General features: G+C 60.8%; 18 protein-coding genes and 2 pseudogenes. 7 read left to right on the plus strand and 13 right to left on the minus strand.

The window, feature by feature from the left end; all coding sequences use genetic code 11:
- Both istA and istB read left to right on the plus strand, forming a co-directional pair.
- Positions 1-1,539, plus strand: a complete 1,539-nt coding sequence (istA, locus tag V4R08_RS15230) for an IS21 family transposase (RefSeq protein ID WP_335578153.1) — start codon at positions 1-3, stop codon at positions 1,537-1,539.
- A 15-nt stretch (positions 1,540-1,554) separates the two neighbouring features.
- A complete protein-coding gene (gene istB, locus V4R08_RS15235) occupies positions 1,555-2,316 on the plus strand; it encodes an IS21-like element helper ATPase IstB (protein WP_335578154.1) in 762 nt (253 codons plus the stop codon).
- Between the two features lie 76 nt (positions 2,317-2,392).
- Here istB and V4R08_RS15240 read toward each other — a convergent pair whose 3' ends face one another.
- The 7 genes and pseudogenes from V4R08_RS15240 to V4R08_RS15270 form a co-directional block, all read right to left on the minus strand.
- A complete protein-coding gene (locus tag V4R08_RS15240) occupies positions 2,393-3,712 on the minus strand; it encodes an AIPR family protein (protein WP_335580104.1) in 1,320 nt (439 codons plus the stop codon).
- The gene (locus V4R08_RS15245) at positions 3,709-4,686 is read right to left on the minus strand and encodes a PD-(D/E)XK motif protein (RefSeq protein ID WP_335580105.1); all 978 of its coding nucleotides are present in this window, start codon (positions 4,684-4,686) and stop codon (positions 3,709-3,711) included. Before V4R08_RS15245 ends, V4R08_RS15240 begins: the two co-directional genes overlap by 4 nt.
- Positions 4,683-7,463, minus strand: a complete 2,781-nt coding sequence (locus V4R08_RS15250; protein ID WP_335580106.1) for a Z1 domain-containing protein — start codon at positions 7,461-7,463, stop codon at positions 4,683-4,685. The genes V4R08_RS15245 and V4R08_RS15250 overlap by 4 nt, the downstream gene beginning before the upstream one ends.
- The gene (locus tag V4R08_RS15255) at positions 7,460-9,004 is read right to left on the minus strand and encodes an ATP-binding protein (protein ID WP_335580107.1); all 1,545 of its coding nucleotides are present in this window, start codon (positions 9,002-9,004) and stop codon (positions 7,460-7,462) included. Before V4R08_RS15255 ends, V4R08_RS15250 begins: the two co-directional genes overlap by 4 nt.
- On the minus strand, positions 8,961-10,448 hold the full coding sequence (locus tag V4R08_RS15260; protein ID WP_335580108.1) for a DNA cytosine methyltransferase: 1,488 nt from the start codon (positions 10,446-10,448) through the stop codon (positions 8,961-8,963). The genes V4R08_RS15255 and V4R08_RS15260 overlap by 44 nt, the downstream gene beginning before the upstream one ends.
- Positions 10,449-10,552: 104 nt before the next feature.
- Positions 10,553-10,819, minus strand: a complete 267-nt coding sequence (locus V4R08_RS15265; protein WP_335580308.1) for a hypothetical protein — start codon at positions 10,817-10,819, stop codon at positions 10,553-10,555.
- 387 nt (positions 10,820-11,206) lie between these two features.
- Positions 11,207-11,500 (minus strand): annotated as a pseudogene (locus V4R08_RS15270) (SOS response-associated peptidase); the annotation flags it as partial.
- A gap of 84 nt (positions 11,501-11,584) precedes the next feature.
- Here V4R08_RS15270 and V4R08_RS15275 point away from each other — a divergent pair.
- Positions 11,585-12,622, plus strand: coding sequence for an IS5 family transposase (locus tag V4R08_RS15275; RefSeq protein ID WP_335580109.1), 1,038 nt, complete (start codon positions 11,585-11,587; stop codon positions 12,620-12,622).
- A 166-nt stretch (positions 12,623-12,788) separates the two neighbouring features.
- Here the strand turns inward: V4R08_RS15275 and V4R08_RS15280 are convergent.
- Positions 12,789-14,851 (minus strand): annotated as a pseudogene (locus V4R08_RS15280) (ATP-dependent helicase).
- 177 nt (positions 14,852-15,028) lie between these two features.
- Here V4R08_RS15280 and V4R08_RS15285 point away from each other — a divergent pair.
- Genes V4R08_RS15285 through V4R08_RS15295 form a run of 3 tightly spaced genes read left to right on the plus strand, consistent with a single transcriptional unit; the run spans position 15,029 to position 20,485 of the window.
- The gene (locus tag V4R08_RS15285) at positions 15,029-15,784 is read left to right on the plus strand and encodes an ImuA family protein (protein WP_335580110.1); all 756 of its coding nucleotides are present in this window, start codon (positions 15,029-15,031) and stop codon (positions 15,782-15,784) included.
- A complete protein-coding gene (locus V4R08_RS15290) occupies positions 15,705-17,225 on the plus strand; it encodes a Y-family DNA polymerase (RefSeq protein WP_335580111.1) in 1,521 nt (506 codons plus the stop codon). The genes V4R08_RS15285 and V4R08_RS15290 overlap by 80 nt, the downstream gene beginning before the upstream one ends.
- Positions 17,222-20,485: an error-prone DNA polymerase gene (locus tag V4R08_RS15295; protein WP_335580112.1), complete on the plus strand. Its 3,264-nt coding sequence runs from the start codon at positions 17,222-17,224 to the stop codon at positions 20,483-20,485. Before V4R08_RS15290 ends, V4R08_RS15295 begins: the two co-directional genes overlap by 4 nt.
- 327 nt (positions 20,486-20,812) lie before the next feature.
- Here the strand turns inward: V4R08_RS15295 and V4R08_RS15300 are convergent, their stop codons facing one another.
- A complete protein-coding gene (locus V4R08_RS15300; RefSeq protein WP_335580113.1) occupies positions 20,813-21,235 on the minus strand; it encodes a low affinity iron permease family protein in 423 nt (140 codons plus the stop codon).
- A 172-nt stretch (positions 21,236-21,407) separates the two neighbouring features.
- Between V4R08_RS15300 and V4R08_RS15305 the strand changes: the two genes are divergently transcribed.
- Positions 21,408-22,559: an IS4 family transposase gene (locus V4R08_RS15305; RefSeq protein ID WP_335580114.1), complete on the plus strand. Its 1,152-nt coding sequence runs from the start codon at positions 21,408-21,410 to the stop codon at positions 22,557-22,559.
- A 296-nt stretch (positions 22,560-22,855) separates the two neighbouring features.
- On the opposite strand, the gene V4R08_RS15310 is transcribed toward V4R08_RS15305, so the two are convergent.
- The 4 genes from V4R08_RS15310 to V4R08_RS15325 are packed head-to-tail and all read right to left on the minus strand — an operon-like array spanning position 22,856 to position 25,495.
- Positions 22,856-23,566: a hypothetical protein gene (locus V4R08_RS15310; protein WP_335580115.1), complete on the minus strand. Its 711-nt coding sequence runs from the start codon at positions 23,564-23,566 to the stop codon at positions 22,856-22,858.
- Entirely contained in the window at positions 23,563-23,958 is a 396-nt protein-coding gene (locus V4R08_RS15315; RefSeq protein ID WP_335580116.1) for a phage holin family protein, read from the minus strand. The genes V4R08_RS15310 and V4R08_RS15315 overlap by 4 nt, the downstream gene beginning before the upstream one ends.
- Positions 23,958-24,497, minus strand: coding sequence for a hypothetical protein (locus tag V4R08_RS15320; protein ID WP_335580117.1), 540 nt, complete (start codon positions 24,495-24,497; stop codon positions 23,958-23,960). Before V4R08_RS15320 ends, V4R08_RS15315 begins: the two co-directional genes overlap by 1 nt.
- Positions 24,494-25,495, minus strand: a complete 1,002-nt coding sequence (locus tag V4R08_RS15325) for a DUF3618 domain-containing protein (RefSeq protein ID WP_442935689.1) — start codon at positions 25,493-25,495, stop codon at positions 24,494-24,496. Before V4R08_RS15325 ends, V4R08_RS15320 begins: the two co-directional genes overlap by 4 nt.
- Between the last annotated feature and the right edge of the window lie 333 nt (positions 25,496-25,828).

A 25,828-nucleotide genomic window follows, 5' to 3' on the forward strand; every position in this document is an offset into this window, starting at 1 on the left:
ATGCCTACCGAGAGATTGTCGATGCGCCGGATCAGAGAAGTTTTACGTTTGAGGCACCAAGGGTTGACCGAGCGGGTCATCGCGCGGACCTTGGGGGTGAGTAATGGCGTGGTCCATGGCTACGTGCGGCGAGCGCGCCTGGCGGGGCTCGCCTGGCCACTTCCGGAAGGAATGGACGACGATGGCTTGGAACTGTTGCTATTCCCGGCACCGGCGTCAGCGTCGCAAAGCGACCGGCGCCCGATACCGGACTGGGCTTTTGTCGAGAAGGAGCTTCGCCGCCGCAGCGTGACGCGCCTGCTGCTCTGGGAAGAGTATCGCGCCGCCAATCCGGACGGCTTTGGCTACACCTGGTTTTGCACGACCTTCGAGGCCTGGAAGAACCGCGTGCGCCCGTCGATGCGCCAGACCCACATCGGCGGGGAGAAGGTGTTCGTTGATTTTGCCGGCGACACCATCGACGTCGTCGATCCGATCACCGGCGAAGCGCACGCCATGAAGCTGTTCGTCGCGGCGATGGGAGCCTCGAACTACACCTACGCCGAGGCTTGCCCAAGCGAGAGCCTGTCCGACTGGATCGGCGTGCATACCAACCTGTTCAGGTATCTCGGCGGCGTGCCGAAGTTCGTGGTCTGCGATAATCTCAAGGCCGCCGTGACCAACCCCGATCGCTACGATCCCGGGATCAACCGAACCTATGCCGAGATGGCCGGTCATTACGGCACCGCGATCCTTGCGGCGAGGCCGAGACGACCGAAGGACAAGGCCAAGGTCGAGGTCGCCGTCCAGATCGCACAGCGCTGGATTTTGGCGCGCCTGCGCAATCAACGGTTCTTTTCCCTGGCAGAGCTGAATGCTGCGATTCGTACCCTGGTTGTCGAGCTCAACGCCCGGCAGATGCGCGGATTCGGCACCAGCCGTGCCGAACTGTTTGCCGAGGTCGACCGTCCCAAGCTGGGGGAGTTGCCGGAGCAGCCCTATGTCTTTGCGCGCTGGAAGCGTTGCCGCGTCGCCCCCGATTATCACGTCGAGGTCGATGGCCATTGGTATTCCACGCCGTATCGCCTGATCCGTGAACTCGTCGATGTTCGCATCACCGACAAGACGGTCGAGATCTTCCACAAGGGCCAGAGGATTGCCAGCCACCCGCGTGCGCCGAACCGGCGCGGCCACACCACAATTGCCGACCACATGCCGAGCGCGCATCGCCGCTACGGCAAGTGGACGCCGGGAGGGCTGATCGCCGCCGGCGAGAAGATCGGCCCATCGACCGCGGCGTTTTTCCAGGCCGTCATCGCGGCCCGGCCGCATCCAGAACAAGGCTTTCGCACCTGCCTCGGCATCCTGGCGCTGACCAGGAGCTACGACGATGCCCGCATCGACGCCGCCTGCCGGCGCGGCATCCTGATCAAGGCGCATTCCGTCGCCTCGATCCGTTCGATCCTCAAGAACGGACTGGATCGCGCATTCCTCGACGAGGCAACCGACGACCACCCCCTGCGCCACGGCAACATCCGCGGTCAGGACTATTTCCACTGAACCCTGGAGATCCCTATGCTGACACATCCTACCCACGAACGGCTGATCACGCTCGGCTTGACCGGCATGGCCAAGGCCATGGAGGAACAACGACGATCACCCGATCTCAACGCGCTGTCGTTCGAGGAGCGCGTCGGCTTGCTGGTTGATCGCGAGGCCGCAGAGCGCGACACCAAACGTCTCACCACCCGCCTCAAATTCGCAGCCCTTCGGCAAAACGCATGCGTGGAAGATATCGACCTGCGCACGCCGCGCGGCATCGATCGCGCTGTGTTCGCCAAATTGATCGCCGGCGATTGGATCGCCCGTCATCAGAACCTGCTGATCACCGGGGCAACCGGGCTCGGCAAAAGTTGGATTGCCTGTGCACTTGGCCACAAGGCCTGTCGCGACAATCGATCGGTCCAATACCATCGCGTGCCCCGCCTGTTCGAGGCGCTCGCGCTGGCCCGCGGCGACGGCCGCTATGGCCGCCTGCTCAAAACCATCAGCCGCGTGCAGCTGCTGGTACTCGACGATTGGGGCCTGTCGGTGCTCAACCCGTCAGAGCGACGCGACCTTCTCGAGATCCTCGATGATCGCCACGGTCGCGCCTCCACCGTCGTCACCAGCCAGGTCCCGGTCGATCAATGGCACGCCGTCATCGGCGACCCAACATTGGGCGACGCCATCCTGGACCGCCTCGTTCACAACGCCCACCGCCTCCAACTCAGCGGAGAAAGCATGCGAAAACAGAACGCGCGAAACAGAACGCTTGACGAAGCCGCGAACCCCTGAACCAATCACCAAGTCGGCCAAAGCGGCTGCTCATGATCGCCTGAAATGTCTGCTCACGATCAAATGAAACGAGCGCTCACCATCGAGTGAAATCGCCGCTCACGATCACCGAAATGCGCAGCCGGCGCTGCTTGGGCGTCTGCGCCCGGAAGCTCTGCTGGTCAGACTTTCGGTAGGCTGCCTTCTGCTCTGCAGCCAAGTAGGAGCCCCTGGCGCGCTCGTAGAACCAGCGCCCCTTGCCGTCGTCAAGCCACGTGTTGTTCGCCAGAGTTTCGATAAGCTGATGGAAGGGATCGCCTGCGGAGAAGTCCGCGAGCTGCACAGTGTTCTGGCGGTTCGCTGCTCGCGAAATGGAAGCAACCATCTCGCTCAGATCGGCGCCGCCGACCTTGATGATCTTCACGGGCACGGCGACATTGCCGAGATTGAGATTTTCCTTGCGACGCGCCCGGTGAAGCGACGCTGTCGTCTGGCCGCCGTTTACAATCTGCAGGCCCTTCAGTGATTTGATCGACGGTCGTCCGGCCTTGTCGCTTACGATCTCAAGGTCGTCTACGGTTGCAACGATGCCGTTGTTATACGCCAGGAACATCGAAGGCTGGTCGGCGATGGTGCGCCTGAGTTCGGAGTTGACGCTCTTCCGGCCCTGCAGTCCAAGAAACGCGCGCACGTTCAATTCGAGGAGACGCACGCCATATCTTTCATAGATGCGCGAAAGGGCCTCGCCCGGCAGCACCGACAGGTAGGCATCGTATTCGCCGGCCTGACTGGGGACATGGAGACACGGGACAGGGCCGCCCGTGAGCGCCTGAAGATCCACCGTGATATCTGCGCGCGTTTCGCCCTGACCAAGGACTCTTTGCAGCCGCACGATGTCGTAGGTATCGAACTCGACCCTGTGGTCGCGCCAGTCGGTAGACCCCGTGGTCTTGTCGACCACGCCATTGGTGAGAAGGGTGATCTTGACGCTTCCCAGGGTCTTCACCTGAGACTCGATAAGTCTCGCAAGGTCGCTCGCGTCGCTGTTGGAAGGTTCGAGCTGCGTGGCAAGTCCCTCGACGCAAGCATTGACGAAGCGGATCGCGCGTTCGAAAGCCCGGTTCACTTCGGGCTGCGGAACCCGCGTCGGAGGTAGCTCCTCGCGATAGATGGTTGTGAAAAGCTCCAGCCGGGACCGTTCTTCATCGAATGAGTAGCCATCAACGCGATAGATTGCGTTGCGGACGCGGCCCTGCTGGAACAGCGGAAACGTGCCGTCCAGGTGATTGGCGTCTTCAAGGCGTTCAAGAATCAGTCGAGTAAAGATTTCCTGCGAAAAAGGTTCGTCGTCTGACAGTGAACCCTCAACTTCCCGGGCGAGTTCCTCGGCGAACTTCGCGATCACGTCGTCCGTCATGCGTGACCTCCTTGCATGAACGCCCCCAGAGTAGCAGTCGCGTCAGCGGCAAAGACGGCGATGGATCGGAGGTCAAGCGTGTAGGTTGCTTCGGTAATGGCAGTCGGCAGGTTTTCGCGGAGCAGACGCGGGAAGCCTTCGGAAACGGAATAGGCATCGATGGACCGTTGCTGAACCCTGGGTGTAAGTCTGGCAGCATCGTCATCCGGCATGAGGCCGCGGCTCAGAAGCGCGTTAGCGAACGCGCGTCGAGACGCTTCATCCGGCAGAAGGTCGTCGATCGCGGTCATGATGTCGCGCAGGCAACGCCCTCCGGGCGCTTCGACAAGTCTCACATGCAGAAGTTCGAGCTGCCGAAGGCCCGCAGCGTCAAGCTGATCCAGCTTCGAAATCGTAATCGAAGACGATGGCCCAAGCCCGGTCTTGACTTCGAGCGCCTGACCACCACGCTGGAAGTCGTGCAGACCGTCATCGGGGGCCTGCCAAGCGGACAGGCTGTCTGGGCTTACCGCAAGCAGCTCTTCCAGAACGATAAGTTCTCCGATGAGACCGATCGTTTCCGGTCGCGATAGTCCGATGCGTCGTTCCCGAAGGAACTGCCTCCAGGCATTCAGGCGTGCGACAAACTGATTCAGCGGGTCCGCCGCTCCGATCTGCGCCGCGGAAGCGACAACATCTGCACAGATAGTCGAGAACAGGTCACGTCTGCTTCTGTCTTCCAGCGACAATACGAGAAACGGCCCAGATTGGTCGGCCGTGGTGCTCAACCGCATTCCACCAAGCTCGAAGAGCGTTTCGGGTGCCGGCATGGTCTGGAGCATCAGGCAGGGTGCGCCGTCAGCGGCCCGCATGCCCGCAAAGATATCCAGTGGAACGTCTTTCGAGATCAGTTTCGTCCGATATTGGCGTGCAATGGGGCTCGTCTGCGCGAGTTCATTCCAGGCGTTGTTGAGGACATCCAGCCAGGCGGTCATGACTCTTCACGCTGCCGTACGCTGTTGATCAGGTAGACCCGTTTGTCTGCTGCGCCACTGTCCGGGAAGCTGACAACCACGCTGATGACTGGCCGGTCGGTCGGCTCAACTTCGGCCTTGTCCGGATCAATAGGGTAGATGATCAGGAGACCGTTCTGCGGGCGCGTACCCCGGACCTTGCGGATGAACTCGCCCGACGGGACGTTGGTGTCAGATTGCACGTTACCGCGGGACCTTCTTTCCAGGTTGGTCGTAGCGAGGGCTTGGTCTAACTCAGCATCAGTCAGATCAATCGCCTGATCCAAGGGGCTCAGCGCCGTCCCGATAATGAATCGATCCTCTGGCGATTGCTGACCGTTGCGCGGCTTTCTCGGGTTGCGCAGGACGCACCTTCTGCGGCGTCCCGCCAAGTTAACCTCCTTCTCACTGCCGGTGGCCAGGAAAACAGTCCAGCTGGTCAATTCGGGGGGCTGCATGGCCAGCTGGTCGTTGATGAAGTCCGCCAGCTTTTTCCCATCAACCTGAGAGCTTTCCGGTGGAAATGTCAGGTTCTTGAGATATTCGGCGATTTCTCGGCCGGCGACTTTGTTCCAGAGCGTGCCCTCGGCTGTCCTGTTTCCCGGGCCCGGGCGGCGTGGACTGTCGGTGCCTGCTCCAAGGCTCGATATGAAATCGTCGGTTATCGCTGCATTGCGTTCGACGGTCTGGCGGTCACGGAACATGACCGTCTGCACCTTGCCTTCGCCGGCATAGCTGCTTTGGCGCAGCTCGCCGTGTCGCTGCTTGTTCCTTGCGGTCACTTCCAGAATATCATGAACGCCTATCTTGAGCCCGAAGTCCTTCGGCGTGGCATTCACCTGAGCCATTTCAAAAAACTGCTCGCGCAATTCTCTCTGCGCAGTCGCGACGTAACGGAACCAGTCCTCCATGTCCGGGGTCGTAAACAGCCGGCACAGGTCGGCAAATCCCCGGCGATAACCGAACCAGCGGCCCATCTGGAGAAGACTGTCGTATTGCTGCGAGGCGCGCAGGAAATAGGTGACGGAAAGACCTTCAAGCGTAAGGCCACGCGAAAGCTTGTCGCCACCTACTGCGATAACTGAGTACCCGGTTTCCTTGTAACCGTCATAGTCGATATCGGTCTTGGTCTTTCCGTTCGCCGTAATCACCTGGATTTTGTCGGAGCTTTCCGCGATGACCGATAGAATCTGATCCCAGGTCACAGAAATCGTGTTGCGTCCGTAAACGGTCGGTCGAACCGCTTCCATGGTCGGGAGATAGTCGGACTCCCACATCCTCTTCAGGCGCTGCATGGTTTCGCGGTCGCCGTTCGAAATCATCGCGCGCGTCTCGCGCAAGTATCTTTCGACTTGGCGATGAACCTCGTCGTGAACATCTACAAAGCGTGATACGTGAACCAGCATCGAATTGTGTTCGCGCTCCTGGCCTCGCGCCGCGCGGGCAGCACAGGTCAGGAGAAAGGCGTCGATCGCTTCCTCCAGGCTTGGCGGGATGACATCCTGATTGTTGAAGCGCGGTTTGAAGTACTTGTCGTGCTTCTGTCGTATCCAGTCTTCCTGAGTCTGATCGAAAGGCCGGACCAGGGGCAGGCCAGGATTGTCCGGGTCGTCGTTAGTGCCGAAGACACCGGCCGGGCCGAAGTAGTCATCGGGCGGCGTGAGCGAAACGATGAAGGTCGATGGAAAGAGATCCGGGCCATAGTCGATTGCCGACCGCTCATCGTGAATGAGGATGTTGGCAAACGGAGTGGCGGTGTAGCCGACGTAAACCCTGCGGTCGAATGACATGAGCAGACGTCTGATCTCGCCGTTGACGCGCTTTGGATCGTAATCGGGCTCGAACGTGCCGTCCTCAAGGAAAGGCTGGTCTCCCGTATCGACCGAGGCCTGATCCGCCTCGTCATCAATGACAAGAACCGGCGCTGCCTTTGCCGGTCCAGGCAGACGCGCGATCCAGTTGTTTAGATTTTCCAGAACTTTTACGTTCTTCTTGACGATAAGCAGGCAAGGTTGATTTACGGGCGAAAAGTTGGACTGATCGGCCATGCGCTGACTGAAGTCGCCATTGGGATCAGCCATGGTCAGGCTGTCGACGATGAGCTGCGCGTTGAAATTTCCAACTCCAATTATGCGCATGGGCTGATTGGGTCGACGCGTCTTCGGATTGGTATCGTACCCGAGGAAGTCCTTGTCGAATCGCTTCTGTGTCTGGAGTCGCAGTATTTTGTGCATCCCGGCCAGCACGATGATGATGCGATAGCCCGCATCCGCCGCACGGTTCACGACGCCGGCATAGCTGGCGGTCTTCCCTGATTGCACGTCACCCACAACAAGGCCGCGCCAGTCCCAGCTTCCCGGACGTTCCGGGTCATCCATTACTTCCAGAATGCGTGCGGTACTGTCCTGAAGCTGCACGATCGATTCATTGGGCCAACCATCCTCCTCCAGTTTGTAGAGGTAGCGCTGCATGAATGCGCCGGGTTGTCGGCGACCGCCAAGATACCATGGGGCGGGCCTTTCCTTGTCCTTCAACGCGAGTGCGGGGCCTTGCTCCGTGACGAAGATCGTCCAGAGCATTCGTGCGGCGGCCTCCTTCTGCTCGGCGCTGACCGGCTGCCTAGTCATCAGAGCGAATGTCTGCGAGTCGATCTCTACGAGCTTGGCGATGGCGTCTCGATTTATTTCCTCGCCCGCTTCCTTCTGCATCTGCAGAATTTTTCTCGCTCTGAGAGCGAGAGCTTCAACAACGTCTGTCATGCTGCCGCTCCCCGCATCCTGCGCAACAGTTCCGTCCTGAGTTTTGTCAGATCGCCTGGAAGATTTCGGAGAAGCACATCCGCGCGTTGATCGGGCGTCATGGATGCCGGTAGGACCTTGCCAAGTTCAAGCAGCTGGTCGCCGAGCTGCGAAATCTCGTCAGGAGCGAGTGCCGCCGTAGCAGCGCCGTCGGATTCCGAAATATCCAGCCATATACGTTCGACCGGCACGCTTCGTTCGATGATCGACAGAACTGCATTGAAGGGACGGACGCCTCCCGCGCTGTCCCGGCATGCTGCGATGACAGGGTGATCGCGATTGATCCTGTACTGAAGTCCTTTCGGTCCGGGCACGGCGACCCAGACGGCGGGCACGGCATGGGGCAGGCCGGGCGCATGCGGACCATGCCCCCGGAATGCAAAACACTTCCCGGCCTCCCGGCGGCAACGGCTACCAATCGCTGTCAGACGAGCCCGGAGTACGCCCGGAGGGCGTGCCTGCGATTTGCGGACATCAATGCGCCAGTCTCTGTCGAGGTCGGTCGGGAGGTCAACTTCGATGCGGGCAAGACGGCTGGCCTCATCGCGCGTCCAGGTTCGCGCACCACCGAGACCCAGCCAGCTGCCGGCGACGAGCAATCGCTTTCCGCGATAGACATAGAATCCCTGCCGTGCTGCCCAGCCGCCGGGGCCTCCGGCGGCCTCGTATTCCGTTTCGTTGGCGTACCGATCGCGGTGAGGCAGCACATACGGTCTGACCGTGAAGGCGGAGCCACCATGGCGGACACGCTCCGAGGGCAGCTCTCGCGTCGCAGGATGCGCGGTCTGAAACGGGTCCCAGGCTTTTACTGGTCGCCCGTTCAGGATGATGGTGAGCTTGCGTGCGTCACCATTGATAAATCGATGGAAGACCATGCCGAGGTGAGCCCGGATTTCTTCCATGCGCAGGTAGAAAGTCTCCTTCTCAAGCCCCGACAGGCCACCAAGTGAGTCCATGCGATCCCAGAGGACCAGCGTGCCGTGTTTGAGCTTAAGCAGCTTCGCGGCCAGCGGATGTTGCGACGGCGTGGCCGGCCTGGTTGCAAACCAGCCGCGCTTCGTAATTTCGTCAATATCGAGGACCAGCGCCGATGTCTCGCCAGCGGATCGGCTGATGATCGTGAGCTGTCGGCATTGCGACAGGGACGCAGTCTTCAGGCCGAGCCCGAACCTGCCGAGATCACCGGCCATACGAGCAGAGGATGGACCGATGCCACCGAAGCGCAGGGCCTCGGCAAGCGTGTGGCGATCCATGCCATTGCCGTCATCCAGGAGCGCAGCCTGAGGACTGCCATCGTTCCAGTGCAGTTCGAGTGCGATCGTTGCAGCATTCGCAGCAATGCTGTTGTCGATCAGGTCGGCGATTGCGGTTTCGGGCGAATAACCCAGACCCCTGAGAGACTCTATCAGAGCTGCTGCCGACGGCTTGATCTCGACGGGCCGCTCTCTTGCCATGTCCCTAGGCAACCTGAAGATTGTCTGCAGATTGCACAGCTCGATCAAGCTGCTCCTTCAAGACGCGCGCAACCGCAAGACCGAGCAGCGGCGGCACCGCATTGCCAATCTGCCGGAAGGCGGCGTTCATCGCCCCGGCAAAGGCAAAACCATCTGGGAACGACTGAAGGCGCGCAGCTTCGCGCACGGAGATGGTCCGGCACTGCTGACCGTCGTAGTGGATATGCGAGTAGGTATCCTTGCCCATGTGAGCCGTCAGTGTGCGCGATGGCTTTGCGGGGTCGAGCTTCCACCACTTGTTCGGAAACTTGTCGGGATCGTAGGGCGGCACTATTTCCGCGCGGAGATCGCGATAGGCAGAAGAGTTCTTGTGGATGCCGTTCAGACGCTTTCGGCTCAGGGCTTCCTTGAACAGTTTCTCGGCGAGCTTTCTTGCCTGAGGATAGTCGGCACCATGATCCATCGCTTCGAAGATCGGGAAGTCTCGCGGCGTCAAGCGCACAAGGTGGCCATCCGTGCCGGCAGCAGTCGAGAAGCCCTCCCAGTTTCGCATCATGCTGGCGTATTCTGACAAAGCCTTCTTGCTTTCACGATAGGGCAGTACCTCGGTGAGCTTGCGTCGGCGTATAACTCGGGGATCATCGACGTGCTCGGTTATTCGCGGAAGGTCGGCAAGCGCCGCCCTGGCTCCCACGGCTGCCTTCAATGAATCGGCGGGTTCGTGAAGCCGGTGAAAGCGCCCGCTGTTCTGGTCAACATGCTTGAGCGCTACCCTACGCGTCCCCTGATAACCACTCGGCAGCTCGGCGAAATGAGTGGGCACGGGGAAGCGCGGCTGTTCTCCAAGGACGTGAGCAAACGCTACGATGAAAAGCCGTTCCCTAATCTGAGGCACGCCGAAGTAAGCAGCATTGAGCAGGGTGTATCCCGTCGAATATCCGGCAGCTTCTAGATGTTCACATATCTCCTCCGGCACATTGTGACCGCCGAAGTTGAGAATGTCCGGAACGTTCTCGATAACGATTGCGAGAGGCTGTGTATCCTCGACGTACTTCAGAAACCGGCGATAGAGCGATGCGCGTGGGTCCTGTTGAAAGGCATCTTCCTTGCCACCCGATACGGAGCGCAGCTTCGATCTGCCGATGCGGGCAAAGGCCTGGCAGGGTAGTCCGGCCGCCAGAACGTCGAACGAGTCTGCCGCTGAGGTCGGCAGCCCCAGGTCGGTTATCAGTTCTGCCGCCGAAACCGATTCCATGTTCCGCGGGAGAGCCCAGGGGCCCTTCAGGTCACGACCGTTGGCAAAATTGAGGGCATAGCTCTCAGCCGCCTCGGGATCGATCTCGACGTGAGCGGCAAGTTCGATTCCCGCGGTCTGCAACCCCAGAGACAGGCCGCCGGCACCCGAACAGATTTCCAGGGCACGCGGGCTTCCGCCCGAGCGCAACCGAGCGAGCTTCCTTTGGCGAATCTGCAGCGCATCAGCTGTAATCATCGGCGACCAAGCACTTCCTTCAACCTCTCGGAGGCTGTCAGAATCCGCGGTTTCGCACCCCCAGATGACTGCGACGCGCCAACCCATCTCCTCCAGCCCCGTCCTTACGCGTCTGTCGCGTAGGACGTTGTTCTTAAACTTTTCCCGCCAGAATTGTATATTCGACTTAGGCACATAGCAATAAGGACACCCCTGATGCCTGTGCCAGAAACAGCCGTGGACAAATAGAGCAATCTTTCTGCTGGGAAAACCACATCGGGCGACCCGGGCAGCTTCTTCACGTGAAGTCTGAACCTGAAGCCGAGCCCGTGCGCAGCGCTCCTGACCAGCAGCTCGGGTTTGGTTCCCTTTCCCCGGATGCGGCTCATCATTTCGGATCGACGAGTCGGAGTTACGATATCTGCCACTTAGCAGCATCCTTTTTGCCAGGCGCGGCGAATACCAGTTTGACTTCTTGCTGGCCAGTGCCTGTGCCGATGTCAACGGAAGCGTTTTATGGGTATTCTTGAGGCGGCGATTTTTTGGGACGGTTCAGTTCGCTAAACGGCATCACTTCGTTGACGGCTACGCGTGCCGATATCATTCGGTCGCTTCTCACCGTCGGCTACCGCTGTCCCTGTCGCAAACCTCATCTGGCTGGCGGTTGACGGAGAATCGGGCGATGCTGTCATATCATGAGGGACCTTTGCAGGCTCATTGGTTGGACGGTTGTCGATCTGTTTCGGTCGCGGGCAACGCTTGAGGCAGAGATTTGGGCATCTGATGTTCGTGGTCCCGCTGTCTGGCCCCATACGCAGCAGTTCCTTGAAGTCGACGGTCTTGCCCTTGGCCTGCAGTTTCTCTGCGCGCTTTTTGGTGGCATCCATCAGCGCCTTTTGCGACGACGGCATGCCCCAGCGCGCCATCGCAATCTCGCGTCCAGAGGCGCCGTTGCGAACGATCGGCGCGGAATAGTCAGGGTAAATGCCAAGCATCGCCGGCAGATTGCCGGACGTGTCGTTCGAAGCGTCGACCTGAAACAGTCGCCGGATGGCTTGAACATTCGTGGTCATGGAATAAAGGGCAGCTCGAAAAATAGCGACCCTTCCTGAATTTGTGCGAGTCTAACTGTCGCAATGGGAGGGGATGCGGATACGATGGGTCAATTCGGTTTTTTTGATGCGGACAAGCGGCTTGCGGTGATTTCCGCGAAGGGCGATCCGCTTGAGATGATTGATCGGGTGGTGCCGTTTGAGAGCTTCCGCGCCGAGATTGAGGCGGCGACATTGACACCGGCGAGTAAAAAGAAGAGCAACGCCGGCCGCAAGCCGATTGATGTCATGGTCATGTTTCGGATGCTGGTGTTGCAATCGCTTTACAATCTATCCGACGAACAGGTTGAGTATCAGGTGCGTGACCGCCTGTCGTTCACGCGGTTTCTGCGGCTTGGCATCGAGGACAGCATTCCCGACGGCACGACGCTTTGGTTGTTCCGGGAGACGCTTGCGAAGGCCGGTCTGATTGAGAAACTGTTCGAGCGTTTTGGCCAGCATTTGGAAGCGAGAGGCTACATCGCTCGCGGCGGTCAGATGGTTGATGCGACGATTGTTCCGGTTCCCAAGCAGCGTAATAGCCGTGATGAAAATGAGGATGTGAAGGCCGGCAAGACGCCCCGGACCTGGAAGAAAGATCCGTCGAAAAACCGGCAGAAAGACAAGGATGCGCGCTGGACCAAGAAGCACGGCAAGAGTTTCTATGGATACAAGAACCATGTGAATGCCGATGCCAGGCACAAGCTGATCCGGCAGTATGACGTGACCGACGCGAGCGTGCATGACAGCCAGAAATTCGATGGGCTTCTGAACAAAACCAATACGTCTGCGGATGTTTACGCGGACAGCGCCTATCGGTCGGCCGAGAGCGAGGCGAAGCTCAAGGTACGCGGCTTGCGCAGTCGGATTCATCAGCGCGCGAGCCGCAATCATCCGCTATCGAAGGCGCAGGAGAATGCGAACCGCAAAAAGAGCAAGATTCGGGCTCGCGTCGAGCACGTGTTTGGCGCTCAACAAACCTCTCCGGGTGGTCGGATAATACGGACGATTGGCATTGTTCGGGCGAAAGCCAAAATCGGCCTCCAGAACCTCGCCTACAACATCCGCCGTCTTGTCACGCTGGAACGAATGGCCGCCACATGAGGGTGTCGTGCGCCCGGTACGCATAAAACCGGACGCAGATCGCGTAAACGCAACCGCTTCCCCGGAAAATCAACAGTGAAAACGAGCGTCACGCCACAGCTGCGGGAGATCCAACAATAAAAACGTCATTGTTCGAGGTGCCCTAAAGATTGCACACTTGAAATTCCTACCGCCACATCCCGCGCATGCGGGCGCCGACGTCGATGCGCGGGCCCTGGCCTGTGGTCCGCGCGGCGGCCCCGGCAATCGCAAGCGGCCACGCCGTCTTCTCGAACAACCCGAGCAGCCGATCCGGGATGAATCGTGTCCTTGAGGCATAGACGTGACGGTCGCCGTACGTATGCTGGCCATGCGTGAAGAAGCGCTGCGGCACGACAAGATGCAGATCGTCCTTGGCCCGCGTCATGGCGACATAAAGAAGCCGGCGTTCTTCCTCGATCTCGGCGGACGTGCCGGTTCCGAGATCTGACGGCATGCAGCCGTCGACCACGTTGAGCACGAACACCGATTTCCATTCCTGCCCTTTGGCGGAGTGGATCGTCGACAGGATCAGGTAGTCCTCATCAAGGAGCGGCACGCCGGCCTGGTCGCTGGTGGCATCCGGAGGATCAAGCGTTAGTTCGGTGAGAAATTTTTCACGGGACGAGTAGCCGCTGGCAATTTGCTCGAGCTGGATCAAATCGGCACGCCGGGTATCCGCATCTTCGTGGATGCGGTCAAGATGCGGTTCGTACCAGAGCCGCGCACGCTCAAGGTCGGAGGGCCATTCCGAATAGCGCAGTTCGCCAACGGCCTGTATAAAAGCCTTCCAGTCGTCGCCGGCGCGGGGCGGAGCGAGGATACTAGAGAGCGCGGCGATTGGATCTGCGGCTTCCGCCATGTGCTCGAGGACGCGTTGCGCCGATGCCGGTCCGACACCGGGTAGCAGATGCAGCAGGCGGAATCCGGCGACGCGATCCCGCGGATTCTCGATGAACCGCAGCAACGCCAGCATATCCTTGATGTGCGCGGCATCGAGAAACTTCAGCCCCCGAACTTGACGAACGGAATGTTTCGCCGGGTCAGTTCGACTTCGAGCGGACCGCTGTGGCTCGAGGTCCGAAACAGCACCGCTTGCTCCTTAAGCAGAGTGCCGGATTCGCGGTTTTCGAGAATGCGCTCGACGATAAAGCGCGCCTGGTCGGCTTCGTCGTGTACCGTGACAAGTTGAGGTTTCGAGCCCGATGCCCGTTCGGTCCAGAGGTTCTTGGTAAAGCGCTCCTTCGCCAGATCGATCACGCCGTTTGCAGCGGCGAGGATGGTCTGCGTCGAACGGTAATTGCGATCGAGTGTGATGACGCTGGCGGGAGGCGAGAATTGCGTGGGAAAATCAAGGATGTTGCGCACCGTTGCCGCGCGGAACGAGTAAATCGATTGCGCGTCGTCACCGACCACCGTGAGGCCATGGCCACCAAGCTTCAGCGCCAGCAGGATCGACGACTGCAGTCGATTGGTGTCCTGGTACTCATCAACGAGAACGTGGTCGAAGCGGCCGCCGATATCGTCGGCCAGCGCCGGATCGCTCATGGTCTGCGCCCAGTAGAGCAGGAGGTCGTCGTAGTCGAGCACGTTCTGCTTTTGCTTGGCCTCGACGTAGGCCGCGAACAATTCCTTCAGCTCAGTCGCCCATCCGGAGCACCACGGATAGGATGCACCAAGCACCTGCTCGATCGCAGTCTCGGCATTGACGCAACGCGAATAGATCGAGAGACACGTGCCCTTGGTCGGAAACCGGCTCTGCGTTTTCGAGAATCCTTTCTCATGCCTGATGAGATTCATCAGGTCGGCGGAATCCTCGCGGTCGTGAATCGTGAACTGGGGATCGAGTCCGATCTGGTCTGAATAATCGCGCAACAGCCGCGCCCCGATACCATGGAAGGTGCCAGACCAGGCCAAGGCGTCGGTCAAAACACCGGCATTGTCGCCCATCACTTTGCGGGCGATCCGTTCGACTCGCCTGGTCATCTCGGAGGCGGCGCGGCGCGAGAAGGTCATCAGCAAGATGCGCCGCGGGTCGGCGTCGTTGACAATCAGGTGCGCGACCCGATGCGCCAGCGTGTTGGTCTTGCCGGATCCAGCACCGGCTATCACCAGCAAGGGCGCGAAGGGGCCCGGTCCCGCGGCGCCGTGCTCGACGGCGCACCGCTGTTCCGGATTGAGACTGTCGAGGTAGGTGGCCGCTGGCTGCACGATGGTGATCGTCCTTGAATAGAAAAAAACAGACTCCGCGATTCCCTTCGTCGTCACAACGACTTCCGCTTTTTTTGCGCGAACCCATCGCATTGGAACCCAAACGAACCGTTTGACTCTTATCGAGCAATACGAACAAATCAAGAACAATCCCGTCCCGAGAATGTAGAAGAGGGCATGAGTGCTTCGGTCCAACCACCCGCCGTTCTGCGGCTTCGCGAGCAAATTCAACGCTTTGAGAGCGTGCCGTTGCGCGCCAGGACAGTGCTTCCGTTCGGCGTGGAGGCCATCGACAGCCGGCTACCGGGCGGCGGCCTTGCGCTCGGGGCACTGCACGAAGTGGCGGGAGGTGGCAATGCCGCTATCGACGGCGCAGCGGCCGCCTTGTTCGCCGCCGGGATCGCCGCGCGCACCAAGGGCAAGGTTCTGTGGTGCATCACCCGGCAGGATCTGTTCGCGCCGGCCCTGGCGCAGGTGGGCCTCGCTGCGGACCGTGTCATCTACGTCGACGCCTGTGACGAGAAATCCGTGTTCGCGTGTTTTGAGGAAGGCGTCCGTCACGGCGGGCTGGGTGCGGTGGTCGCGGAGGTCGCGCGGCTTTCGATGACGTCGTCGCGGCGATTGTCGCTCGCAGCCGAAACATCGGGTTCGATCGCGATCGCGGTGCGACGGTGGCGACGGCAGACCGAAGCGGCGGATTTCGGACAGCCGACGGCGTCGGCGACGAGATGGCGGGTATCGACGCTGCCATCGAGTCCATTGCCTGTGCCGGGCGTTGGCCGCCCCCGATGGCTGCTTGAGTTGATCCGATGCCGCGCCGGCGAAAGCGCGGACTTTGTAATGGATGCGTGTGATGTCCAGGGTCGTCTCGCTTTACCTGCCGACGTGGCCGACCGATCGGCTACGACGCAAGATGGGCGCCGCAGCGCCTGATCCAACGATGCCGCTTGTGCTGGTAGGCCAGGCCGGACGACGGCGCGAGGTTGTTGCGGCGAATGCGGTCGCGATACGGATCGGCCTGCGCGTCGGAATGCCCGCGACAAAGGCGCAGGCCCTGGTGAAGGAGCTTATGATCCATCACGCGGATCCCGCTGCAGACGGTGAGGCGCTCGAGCGTCTCGCTGTCTGGGCGCTGCGCTACTCACCGGTCGTCGCCATCGACGGTCCGGACGGCCTCGTCATCGATGCGACAGGTGCCAGCCACCTCCACGGTGGCGAGGACGCTATACTGGCCGACATGATTTCGCGCCTGGAAAGTGTCGGCATAACGGCGCGCGCGGCGATGGCGGACACACGAGGTGCTGCATACGCACTGGCTCGGTTTGCGGCCCAGTCGAGTTTGGTTATTCCCGAACGTGAAAGCGCCGAGAGGATCAAGCCGCTGCCGATCGCGGCGCTACGGCTGACTGCCGACATGGTCGACGATCTTCGCCGGCTTGGTTTCGAACGGGTATCCGATCTGCTGGCCACGCCCCGTGCACCACTCACGTTAAGGTTCGGTCCCGAGCTCGGCCGCAGGATGGACCAAGCCACCGGCCGGACCGGCGATCCCATCGAATCCGTCCGGCCTCCGGACATCATCGAGACGCAGCAGCTTTTCGCCGAACCGATCGGCGCACCAGAGACCATCGCCCGCTATGTCGCCAAAATGACCATACAGCTCTGCCAGGAAATGGAGTTGCGGGGTCTCGGAGCCCGGCGCCTCGATCTGCTGTTCGGGCTGGTTGACAACCGGGTGCAGGCGATCAGAATCGGGACTGCCCAGCCGGTGCGGGATGCGAAGCGGCTGACGCGATTGCTCTGTGACAAGATCGAGAAGGTCGACCCCGGCTTCGGCATCGAGATCATGCGGCTCGCGGCAACCGCGGTCGATCCGTTCAATACAAAGCAGACGATCTCGTCGCTGGTCGACGAGCCGGAAGCGGATATATCCGGGCTGATCGACATCCTCTCAAACCGGGTCGGTGAGACCCGGCTTTATCGGTTCGAACCTGTGGCGAGTGATGTTCCGGAACGATCATTCCGGCGAGTCGCCGCAGCCGCCCCAGTCTCCGAAGAGAGTTGGCCCGCGCATTGGCCCCGTCCTGCCCGGTTATTAGCCGCGCCTGAGCTCATCGAGACGGTCGCGCTGCTTCCGGACCATCCGCCGGTCAATTTCACCTGGCGGGGTTTGCGGCGGCGCGTCAGGAGAGCCGACGGTCCCGAGCGAGTATTCGGCGAGTGGTGGAAGCGCGACGCCGAGCTGATCGCGGTCCGGGACTACTTCCAGGTCGAGGACGATGCCGGTGAACGTTTCTGGATTTTTCGCGCTGGCGACGGCGAGGACGCGGCGACCGGGTCTCACAAGTGGTTTCTGCACGGGATTTTCGGATGACGTCCCGTTATGCCGAGCTCCAGGTCACGTCGCACTTCTCCTTCCTGCGGGGAGCGTCGTCCTGCGAGGAACTGTTCGCGCATGCCGCGTCGCTCGGCATCGAAGCGCTGGCGATAGTGGACCACAACAGCCTCGCCGGCATCGTGCGCGCCCATGAGGCCGCCAAGGTGGCCGGCGTGCGCCTGATCGTCGGCTGCCGCCTCGATCTCGCCGACGGCATGTCCGTCCTGGTTTACCCGACAGACCGGCCGGCGTACTCACGGCTTTGCCGGTTGCTTTCAATCGGCAAGAAGCGCGGCGGTAAAGCGAAATGCATCTTGAACTGGGAAGATCTCGTCGACTGGTCCGAAGGCTTGATCGCCGTGCTTGTTCCGGACGTGGCTGACGATGCCTGCGCGCTGCGGCTTTGTCGCCTGCGCGACACGTTCGGCGACCGCGCCTATATGGCGCTGACGCTGCGCCGGCGTCCGAACGACCAGATGCGAATTCACGAACTGAACATTCTGGCGCAGCGTTTGCAGGTAACGGCGGTCGTCACCAACGACGTTCTGTTTCATGAACCTGCGCGCCGCATCCTGCAGGACGTCGTCACTTGCATCCGTCACAACGTCACGATTGATGAGGCCGGCTTTCGCCGCGAACGGCACGCGGACCGGTATCTGAAACCGCCCGACGAGATGACACGGCTGTTCTCGCGCTATCCGGAAGCGATCGCCCGCGCGACCGAAATTGCCGCCCGGTGCACCTTCAGCATGGACGAGCTTGCCTATCAGTATCCGGAAGAACGGACCATGCCGGGCCTGACACCGCAGCAGGCGCTGGAGAAGCTGACCTGGAAGGGTGCGGCGGAGCGCTACCCGGAGGGCCTGCCCGACGAGGTCAGGCCCAAGCTCGAGCACGAACTGAGATTGATCGAGCGGCTGCAATATGCCCCATACTTCCTGACGGTGAACTCGATCGTCCGTTTCGCGCGGTCTAAGGACATCCTGTGTCAGGGCAGGGGGTCTGCCGCGAACTCCGCCGTCTGCTACGTGCTCGGCATCACCTCAATCGATCCGGAGCGCAACGATCTCCTGTTCGAGCGCTTCGTTTCCGAGGAGCGCCGCGAGCCGCCCGACATCGATGTCGACTTCGAGCATGAGCGCCGCGAGATCGTGATGCAGTGGGTGTTCGAGACCTACGGCCGCAACCATGCGGCGCTCTGCTCGACCGTCATCCGGTACCGCGCAAAAGGTGCGCTGCGCGACGTCGGCAAGGCGCTCGGACTGACCGAGGACCTGATCAAGCTGCTGTCGTCGCAGATCTGGGGTTGGTCGGAGGAAGGCGTCGAGCCCAAGCATGGCGAAGAACTCAATCTGAATCTCGACGACCGGCGGCTCAAGCTGGCAATCGTTCTCGCCCGTGAACTGATCGGGACGCCACGACATCTCTCGCAGCATCCGGGCGGCTTCGTTTTGACCCATGACCGCCTGGACGAACTGGTGCCGATCGAACCGGCGGCGATGCCCGACCGCCAAGTGATCGAATGGGACAAGGACGACATCGACGCCCTGAAGTTCATGAAGGTCGACTGCCTGGCACTTGGCATGCTCACCTGCATGAAGCGCGCCTTCAACTTCCTGGCCGAAGCCAAGGGTATCGAACTGGATCTTGCGACGATCCCTTCCGAGGATCCTCGGACTTACGCCATGATCCGGAAGGCCGACACACTCGGCACCTTCCAGATCGAGAGCCGCGCCCAGATGGCGATGCTGCCACGGATGAAGCCCCGGACGTTCTACGATCTCGTCATCGAGGTCGCCATCGTCCGGCCAGGTCCGATCCAGGGCGACATGGTCCATCCTTATTTGCGCCGGCGTGAAGGCAAGGAACCGGTGGTGTTTCCGAAGCCCGAGCTTGAGAAAGTGCTCGGCAAGACGCTGGGTGTGCCTCTCTTCCAGGAGCAAGCCATGCGTGTCGCCATCGAATGCGCGGGCTTCACGCCGGGCGAAGCCGACCAGCTTCGCCGCGCCATGGCGACCTTTAAGTTCACCGGTGGCGTGTCCAAATTCAAGGACAAGCTCGTCGACGGCATGGTGGACCGCGGCTACGACAAGAAATTTGCCGAAAGGACTTTCAGCCAGCTCGAAGGTTTCGGGAGCTACGGATTTCCCGAGAGCCATGCTGCGTCTTTCGCGCTCATCGCCTACGCATCATCATGGATGAAGTGTTGGCATCCGGACGTGTTCTGCGCCGCGCTCTTGAACGCCCAGCCGATGGGATTCTACGCGCCTGCACAAATTGTTCGTGATGCGCGCGACCATGGCGTCGAAGTCCGGCCGGTCTGCATCAACGCCTCGCGGTGGGATTGCACGCTGGAGCCGATCGACGACGACGGATTCGCGGTCCGACTGGGGTTTCGGCAGGTGCGCGGACTATCAAACAAGAATGGTGCCGAGATCGTCGCCGCCCGTGCGGACCGGCCATTCGAATCCGTCGACGATCTCTGGCGCCGTGCGGATATCCCGGTTGCATCGCTGGTGCAGTTGGCGAAAGCCGATGCGATGAATGAATCGCTGGGGCTGGCACGGCGGGAGGCGCTGTGGGCGCTCAAAGCGCTGCGGGACGAACCGCTGGAATTGTTCGCCGCCGCCACGCAGCGGGAGGCCCGGACTATCCAGGAAGTTCGCGAGCCGACCGTGTCGTTGCGGCTGATGACGTCCGGAGGCGAGGTCGTCGAGGATTATCGGCACGTGGGCCTCACGCTGCGGCAACACCCGGCGAGCTTCTTGCGGGCGGACCTCTCAAGCCGTCGCATCGTTACCTGCGCCGCCGCGATGAACGCCCGCGACGGCAAGTGGCTGACGACCGCCGGCCTGGTGCTGGTGCGACAGAAGCCAGGGTCCGCCAAGGGCGTCATGTTCATCACGATTGAGGACGAGACCGGCGTTGCCAACCTGGTGATCTGGCCGTCGCTCTATGAACGCCAGCGCCGCATCATCCTTGCCGCAGGGATGATTGCCGTTCAGGGACGCATTCAGCGCGAGGGCGAGGTCGTGCACCTCGTCGCCAACAATCTCATGGATTTGTCCGCGGACCTCGCCGGCGTTGGAGACCGCGATGACGCATTCCCGCTATCGCACGGGCGCGGCGACGAATTCCATCACGGCAGTTCTGGGATTGACGCGCGCAGCGTGCCGAAGGGGCCGAGCCCCCGGGACATCTACGTGCCGGATCTGCTCATCGACAGCATTAAGGTGAAATCGCGGGATTTCCGGTAGCGGGGAGACGTGTCCCTGTCGCAAACGCAATCCGGCTGGCGGTTGATCGAGAATTGGGCGATGCTGCTGCCCGCTGTTGGATTTGTGCAGACTGATCTTTGGAATGGTGATGGACCTGCTGCGGTCGCGAGTAGCGCTTGAGGCATGATGCACTGGCAATCGTCCGACCGGACACCGTGATCCGTTGGCATCGTGTCGGTTTCAGATTGTATTGGCGCTGGAAATCGAAGCATCGCTGCGGTCGACCGGCGGTGCCGTTGGAAATTCGCCGGCTGATCCGCGATGCCAATCCGTTGTGGGGAGCGCCGAGAATCCATGGTGAACTTCTCAAACTTGGCATCGAGATGGGCCAGACCAGCGTGGCCAAGCGCGAATGTCCTTGAGTTCTTCGTCGGTCAGATGCTCAATTCCGACAAACGAATTCCGCGCCATACTCACCCGAATCAACTCGTCTAGTTTGACCTGAATAGCCGCACCATCTCGGTTTTGGGAGTTCTGAATCAAAAACACCATCAGGAACGTCACGATGGTCGTGCCGGTGTTGATCACCAATTGCCAGGTGTCGGAGCATTCGAATAACGGGCCTGTAAACGCCCAAATCAAAACAAGCGCGACAGCGGCGACAAAGATTGGCGCGCGACCAGCCTGCCGCGACGCATTATTTGCGATCTCGCCGAAAAGCTGCGCGCTGCTGCTTTGTTTATCTTTGCTCCGCTCGTTTGCATGTTCTACACGCGATGCCCTGGCCATTTGGACTCCGTCAAGGCACTTGTTGCCTGACAGAATGACGCGGAGGAGGAACTCTTGTTCCAATAATCCTCTCTAAGGTCTCATGACTCCCCTCATTTTGGCGGACTCAGATGGGCCTGATTTGTCCGGCACCTCATGAGGATCGCGAATTGCATCCTTACGAGCCGCCACCATGAGCCGTCCGATCAAGCGCATTGATTTTGTTCACGACTTTCTCGCTGGAATCTTCGCCGATAACCTCCATGCCAAGCGCGTGGCGTCCTTGGCCAATGGTGCGCTCGGCGTCATGACGAGTGCATCGCTCGCAGTGTCGATCATCGGCCACTCGCTGGCCCAGGCGCGCGGTCTGCTTGGCAAGCACGCCATCAAGCAGGTTGACTGGCTGTTGAGCAATCAGGGCATTGTCGTGTGGGACATGTTCGCCGCCTGGGTGACCCAGATCGTCGGACAGCGAAAGGCGATTGTCGTCGCCATGGACTGGACGGATTTTGACGCGGACGATCAGACGACGCTGGCGTTGAATCTCGTTTCCAACCACGGCCGGGCGACGCCATTGTTATGGCTGACCGTCCTGAAGGACGAACTGAAGGACAGCCGCAACGACTTCGAGGACCTTTGTCTGGCGCGCTTGGCAGAGAGTCTTCCCGATGGCGTCGCGGTGACCATCCTTGCTGATCGAGGCTTCGGCGACACGAAGCTGTTCGGCTTTCTCGATACGTTGGGGTTCGATTACGTTATCCGCTTTCGCGGCAACATTCATGTTACGGCGGCCGATGGCGAGACGCGCGCCGCCGCCGCGTGGGTTGGCAAGGGCGGACGGGCGCGCAAGCTCGGCGCCGCCGAGGTCACGGCGGGTCGGCACAAGGTTGGGGCGGTCGTCTGTGTGCACGCCAGGGACTTGAAAGCGGCCTGGTGTCTGGCCGCCAGCAACGCTGAAGCGACGGCGCGCGAAATCACCAACCATTACGCCCGGCGCTGGACGATCGAGCCGGGGTTTCGCGACACCAAGGACCTTCGCTTCGGCATGGGGTTAGGCTTTCTTCGCATCGCCGATCCGCAACGCCGCGACAGGCTTCTTCTTTTGAACGCCTTCGCCATCGTGCTTTTGACGCTGCTCGGCGCAGCCGGCGAGAGCCTCGGTATGGATCGCCATCTCAAGGTCAACACCGCCAAGCGCCGAACTCATTCGCTGTTCCGCCAGGGATGCATGCTCTACGAGTTGATCCCAAACATGCCGGATGTCCGCCTGCGCCCGCTTGTCGCGCGGTTTAGCGAATACATCAATCAACACGCCGCGCTAAATCAAACGTTCTCATGCGTGTGAATGAGGGGATACCTGAGCTCTAAGGTGTAAACCGGCGCTGAACAAAGCCCTTGAAACTTTCAGCAGTGACTCCTCGTGAGAAGCAACGAAATCTACGTCGGAATGGGTCACTATCAGCGCCGATCCTATCCGCCTTTTTCGATTGTCTTTATGACGTTACTGCCGGCACCTGCAGTGATCTGACCCCTTTGCCGATTCACAGTTAGGCGCTCGATCCGGCAGATGGCCCGGCGTAAACTTGTCCCTGAGATGCTGGCCGCACTTTGGCGCTTGCTCCCGGTCGATGTCGTTTTAAGTTACGCGCTTGCCTTCTCACGGGCTGCATTGATCGCGGAGCGGGCAGTCTCGGGCAGCCGATCTACGGCTTCCGATCCGATGTCACCAAGTTCGGCTTTTAGCGAGTCGGAAGCCTCCCGCACGCTTTGCGAGACCGCTCCGGCACGCGTCTTCAGGTCCTCTTTGACGCGGTCACCGAGTTCACCGAGCCATTCATTTTCGAGATCCGACGCAGTGAACGCACCTGCGACGGCAACACCGACCGCCAAACCTATGGCGCCGAGCACCAGCGGCTGTCTCTCGAGCAGATCGGAAAGGGAGGATTGGACCTTCGCTATGGTCTCCTTCTGGGGAAGCGTCTCGGCCGCCTTGCTGAAACTCTCGCGTGCGTAAGTGACCCCTTCTCCGAACCGATCTTTGATCGCGTTTGCGGCACCGGATGCCACCTCGGATGCCGCGCTGGTGGCCTCGCGCACCGTATGGCCGTCATGCTGCAATGATCCATGGTCTATTTCCGGAACGGTCGGCGGACTGTTTGTGAATTCGGGCGCGCTCGACCGCAGATCGGCACCAATATCGGCGAATGGTGCGGTTGCCGCGCTTACCGAATTTGCCGCGGTCTTCAGCCTCTCGTTTCCAATCAAGAGCCATAGCGCGCCGCCGCCGATCAGCGCGGCAGAAATCGGATTTTCGCGAACCGATACCGTCAGATTGTTCAGAAAACTGCTCATCGCACCATGTCCTTCACGGTCGCCTTGTCCTTCTCGAGCTGACCCATCGTTTCACGAGGCGCCAAGTTGCGCGGGTCCAGCCGGTTCAAGCCAACGGCAAACAACACGCCGGCAATCGCTGCGGCAACCACCGCGGAGACAAGGTATGAAATCGGCGGCGACCAGCCGGCCGCCATCAAGACGGCCGAGAGCGCAAACAGGGCCATGACGAGCGCGGGAATGACCAGGACCGCTCCCGCCGCCAAAAGACCAACCGCCCAACCGACCCGCTGGACCTTCTCGCCTAGCTCGACCTTGGCAAGTTCGACTTCGTTCTGGAAAAGTTTGGCGAACTGCGAAAGCGCATCGCCGAGAAGGGTTGAGATCGTCCCGAGATCGGATTGGGTGCTCATCACGCGTCCTCCTCGTGTGAGGATATGGTGTGTTTTCCTGAAGCTCTAAAGAAACGCACTGCTGCGAAGCCGGCGAGCACCGACAGTCCGAGGAAGGCGGCCGGCTGCCGCTTCGCGAAGTCGGAGGCCCCGTCCACGAGATCGCGGAAGGTCCCGTTGCGAATCTTCTCGGCAGCATCTTCCACGTAGTCGGCGCCGGAATTGATGCCGCGCGCGGCAAACGGCGCGTCGTTGTCGAATGCATGGGCGGCTTGCCGAATGTTCCCGGCAAGCCGGCCTATGAAGTCCGCACCGGAGCGCTGCTGCTCCTCGGCCTTGTCCTGGAACCGATCCGCAGCTTCTTCCGCCACCTCCGCAGCGGCGTCGGAGGCCTCCTTGAACTTGTCGCGCGCGACATCCGTTGACGCCCGCAGCGCATCGCTCGCGCGCTGCCTGACTTCGGCGCCTGCATCAGCGACTTGGTTCTTCAGACTTTGGGAGGAAGTCGAGTCTTGGCCCTGAGAAGCGCCTTCTCGGATATGCATATCAAATTCGCTCATGATGGGTTCTCTTTGGTTTGAGAAGGATTGAATGCCGCGGATACGATGTCGTCGGCTGCTTCCTTCAGTCTTTCGGACACATCTCGCGTCATGTCGTCGGCGGATTTGCCGAGATCCGCCTGGGACACGCTCTTTGCGGCGGCATCGGCCGCCGACAGCACCGCATCCTTGGCATTTTCGAATCCGGATTGGACGGCCTTGCCAGCCGCGCGCTTTACGCCGCCACTCGCCTTGCCGAGGACTCCGGCCTCCGCCCGGGTGTCGGGGAGGGAAGCCGCAATGATCGCGCCGATCGCAACTCCCAGACCGGCGATCAGGGCGGCATTGTCGCCGATCATCTGCTGGGCGGTTTCCGGGGCCGCGTTAGCCTTGTCGCGTGCGGTCGAGCGAACCTGCTCGATCTTGCCTTTCGCGGTTTCCGAGGCGGCATCCAGGCCGGCCTTCACTCTGTCGGTGGTCCGCGCCGCCCGGTCAGTCATAGCGTCGGCCGCTCCGGCCGCCCTAGCTTGAGCCTCGCTTACCCGGTCGGTGGCCCGGCGCCCTATCTGGGAGGCCGCGTCAACCGCATCCTCGCCGAAAGATTGAACGCGCCCGGCGGCTTCACCTGCCATTTCCTTGACCGTTTCCACCGCCGGAGCGGCCGCGCCCGCTGCGCGGGCGCGCATCGACTTCGAAGTCAGGGCAAGGCCTGCGCCCATCATCAGCAGAGGAAGTGGAAATCCCCGTGCCAGCCGCAGCGCGGGCACCGCAACCGCACTCCCGGCGGCGATTGCCTGCATCGGATGTTCCATGACCTGCTGCTTGAACGCATCAAGCCAACTATGGGTTTTTCGGCTGACGAACTCGGAGACCTCCGACTTGATCCCTTGCGGTGAAACCTTGTAGCGCAGGTCTTCCGCCGTGTCGGTGATCTGCTCCCTTAGCCGATCGACCGTCGCCGCGAGCTCGGCCCGGTTACGCTCGGACTCGGATCTTAATTCCTCAAGGGATCGTGTCATGGCCGTCACCGCCTTATCGTTTGTTTGAAGCGAACTCCCGCTCTGGTGAATCGTTCCTCCGCGAGCCTGGCGGTCGGCGGGACACGCACTCTCCGCGATGGCTTTGATAGCTCGGCGGTATCGGGGATCACGCTGCGCCGCTTGCATGACGGGAGGAGCTTCGAAGGACTGGTAACGGCGGCATATCAAGATTAAGACGGGTCGACCGTGCAGCCGAACTTCCAATACATTATTAGCCATCCGGCGGTGGCGCGGTTCCTTCCGTCGGCCACTGGCCGGGAAGCGACTCCGGAGCACATCGGTTTTTGGTCTGCAGACCACTTTGAGGTTCTA

It is taken from the genome of Nitrobacter sp. NHB1 (assembly GCF_036964665.1).
Classification (GTDB): domain Bacteria; phylum Pseudomonadota; class Alphaproteobacteria; order Rhizobiales; family Xanthobacteraceae; genus Nitrobacter.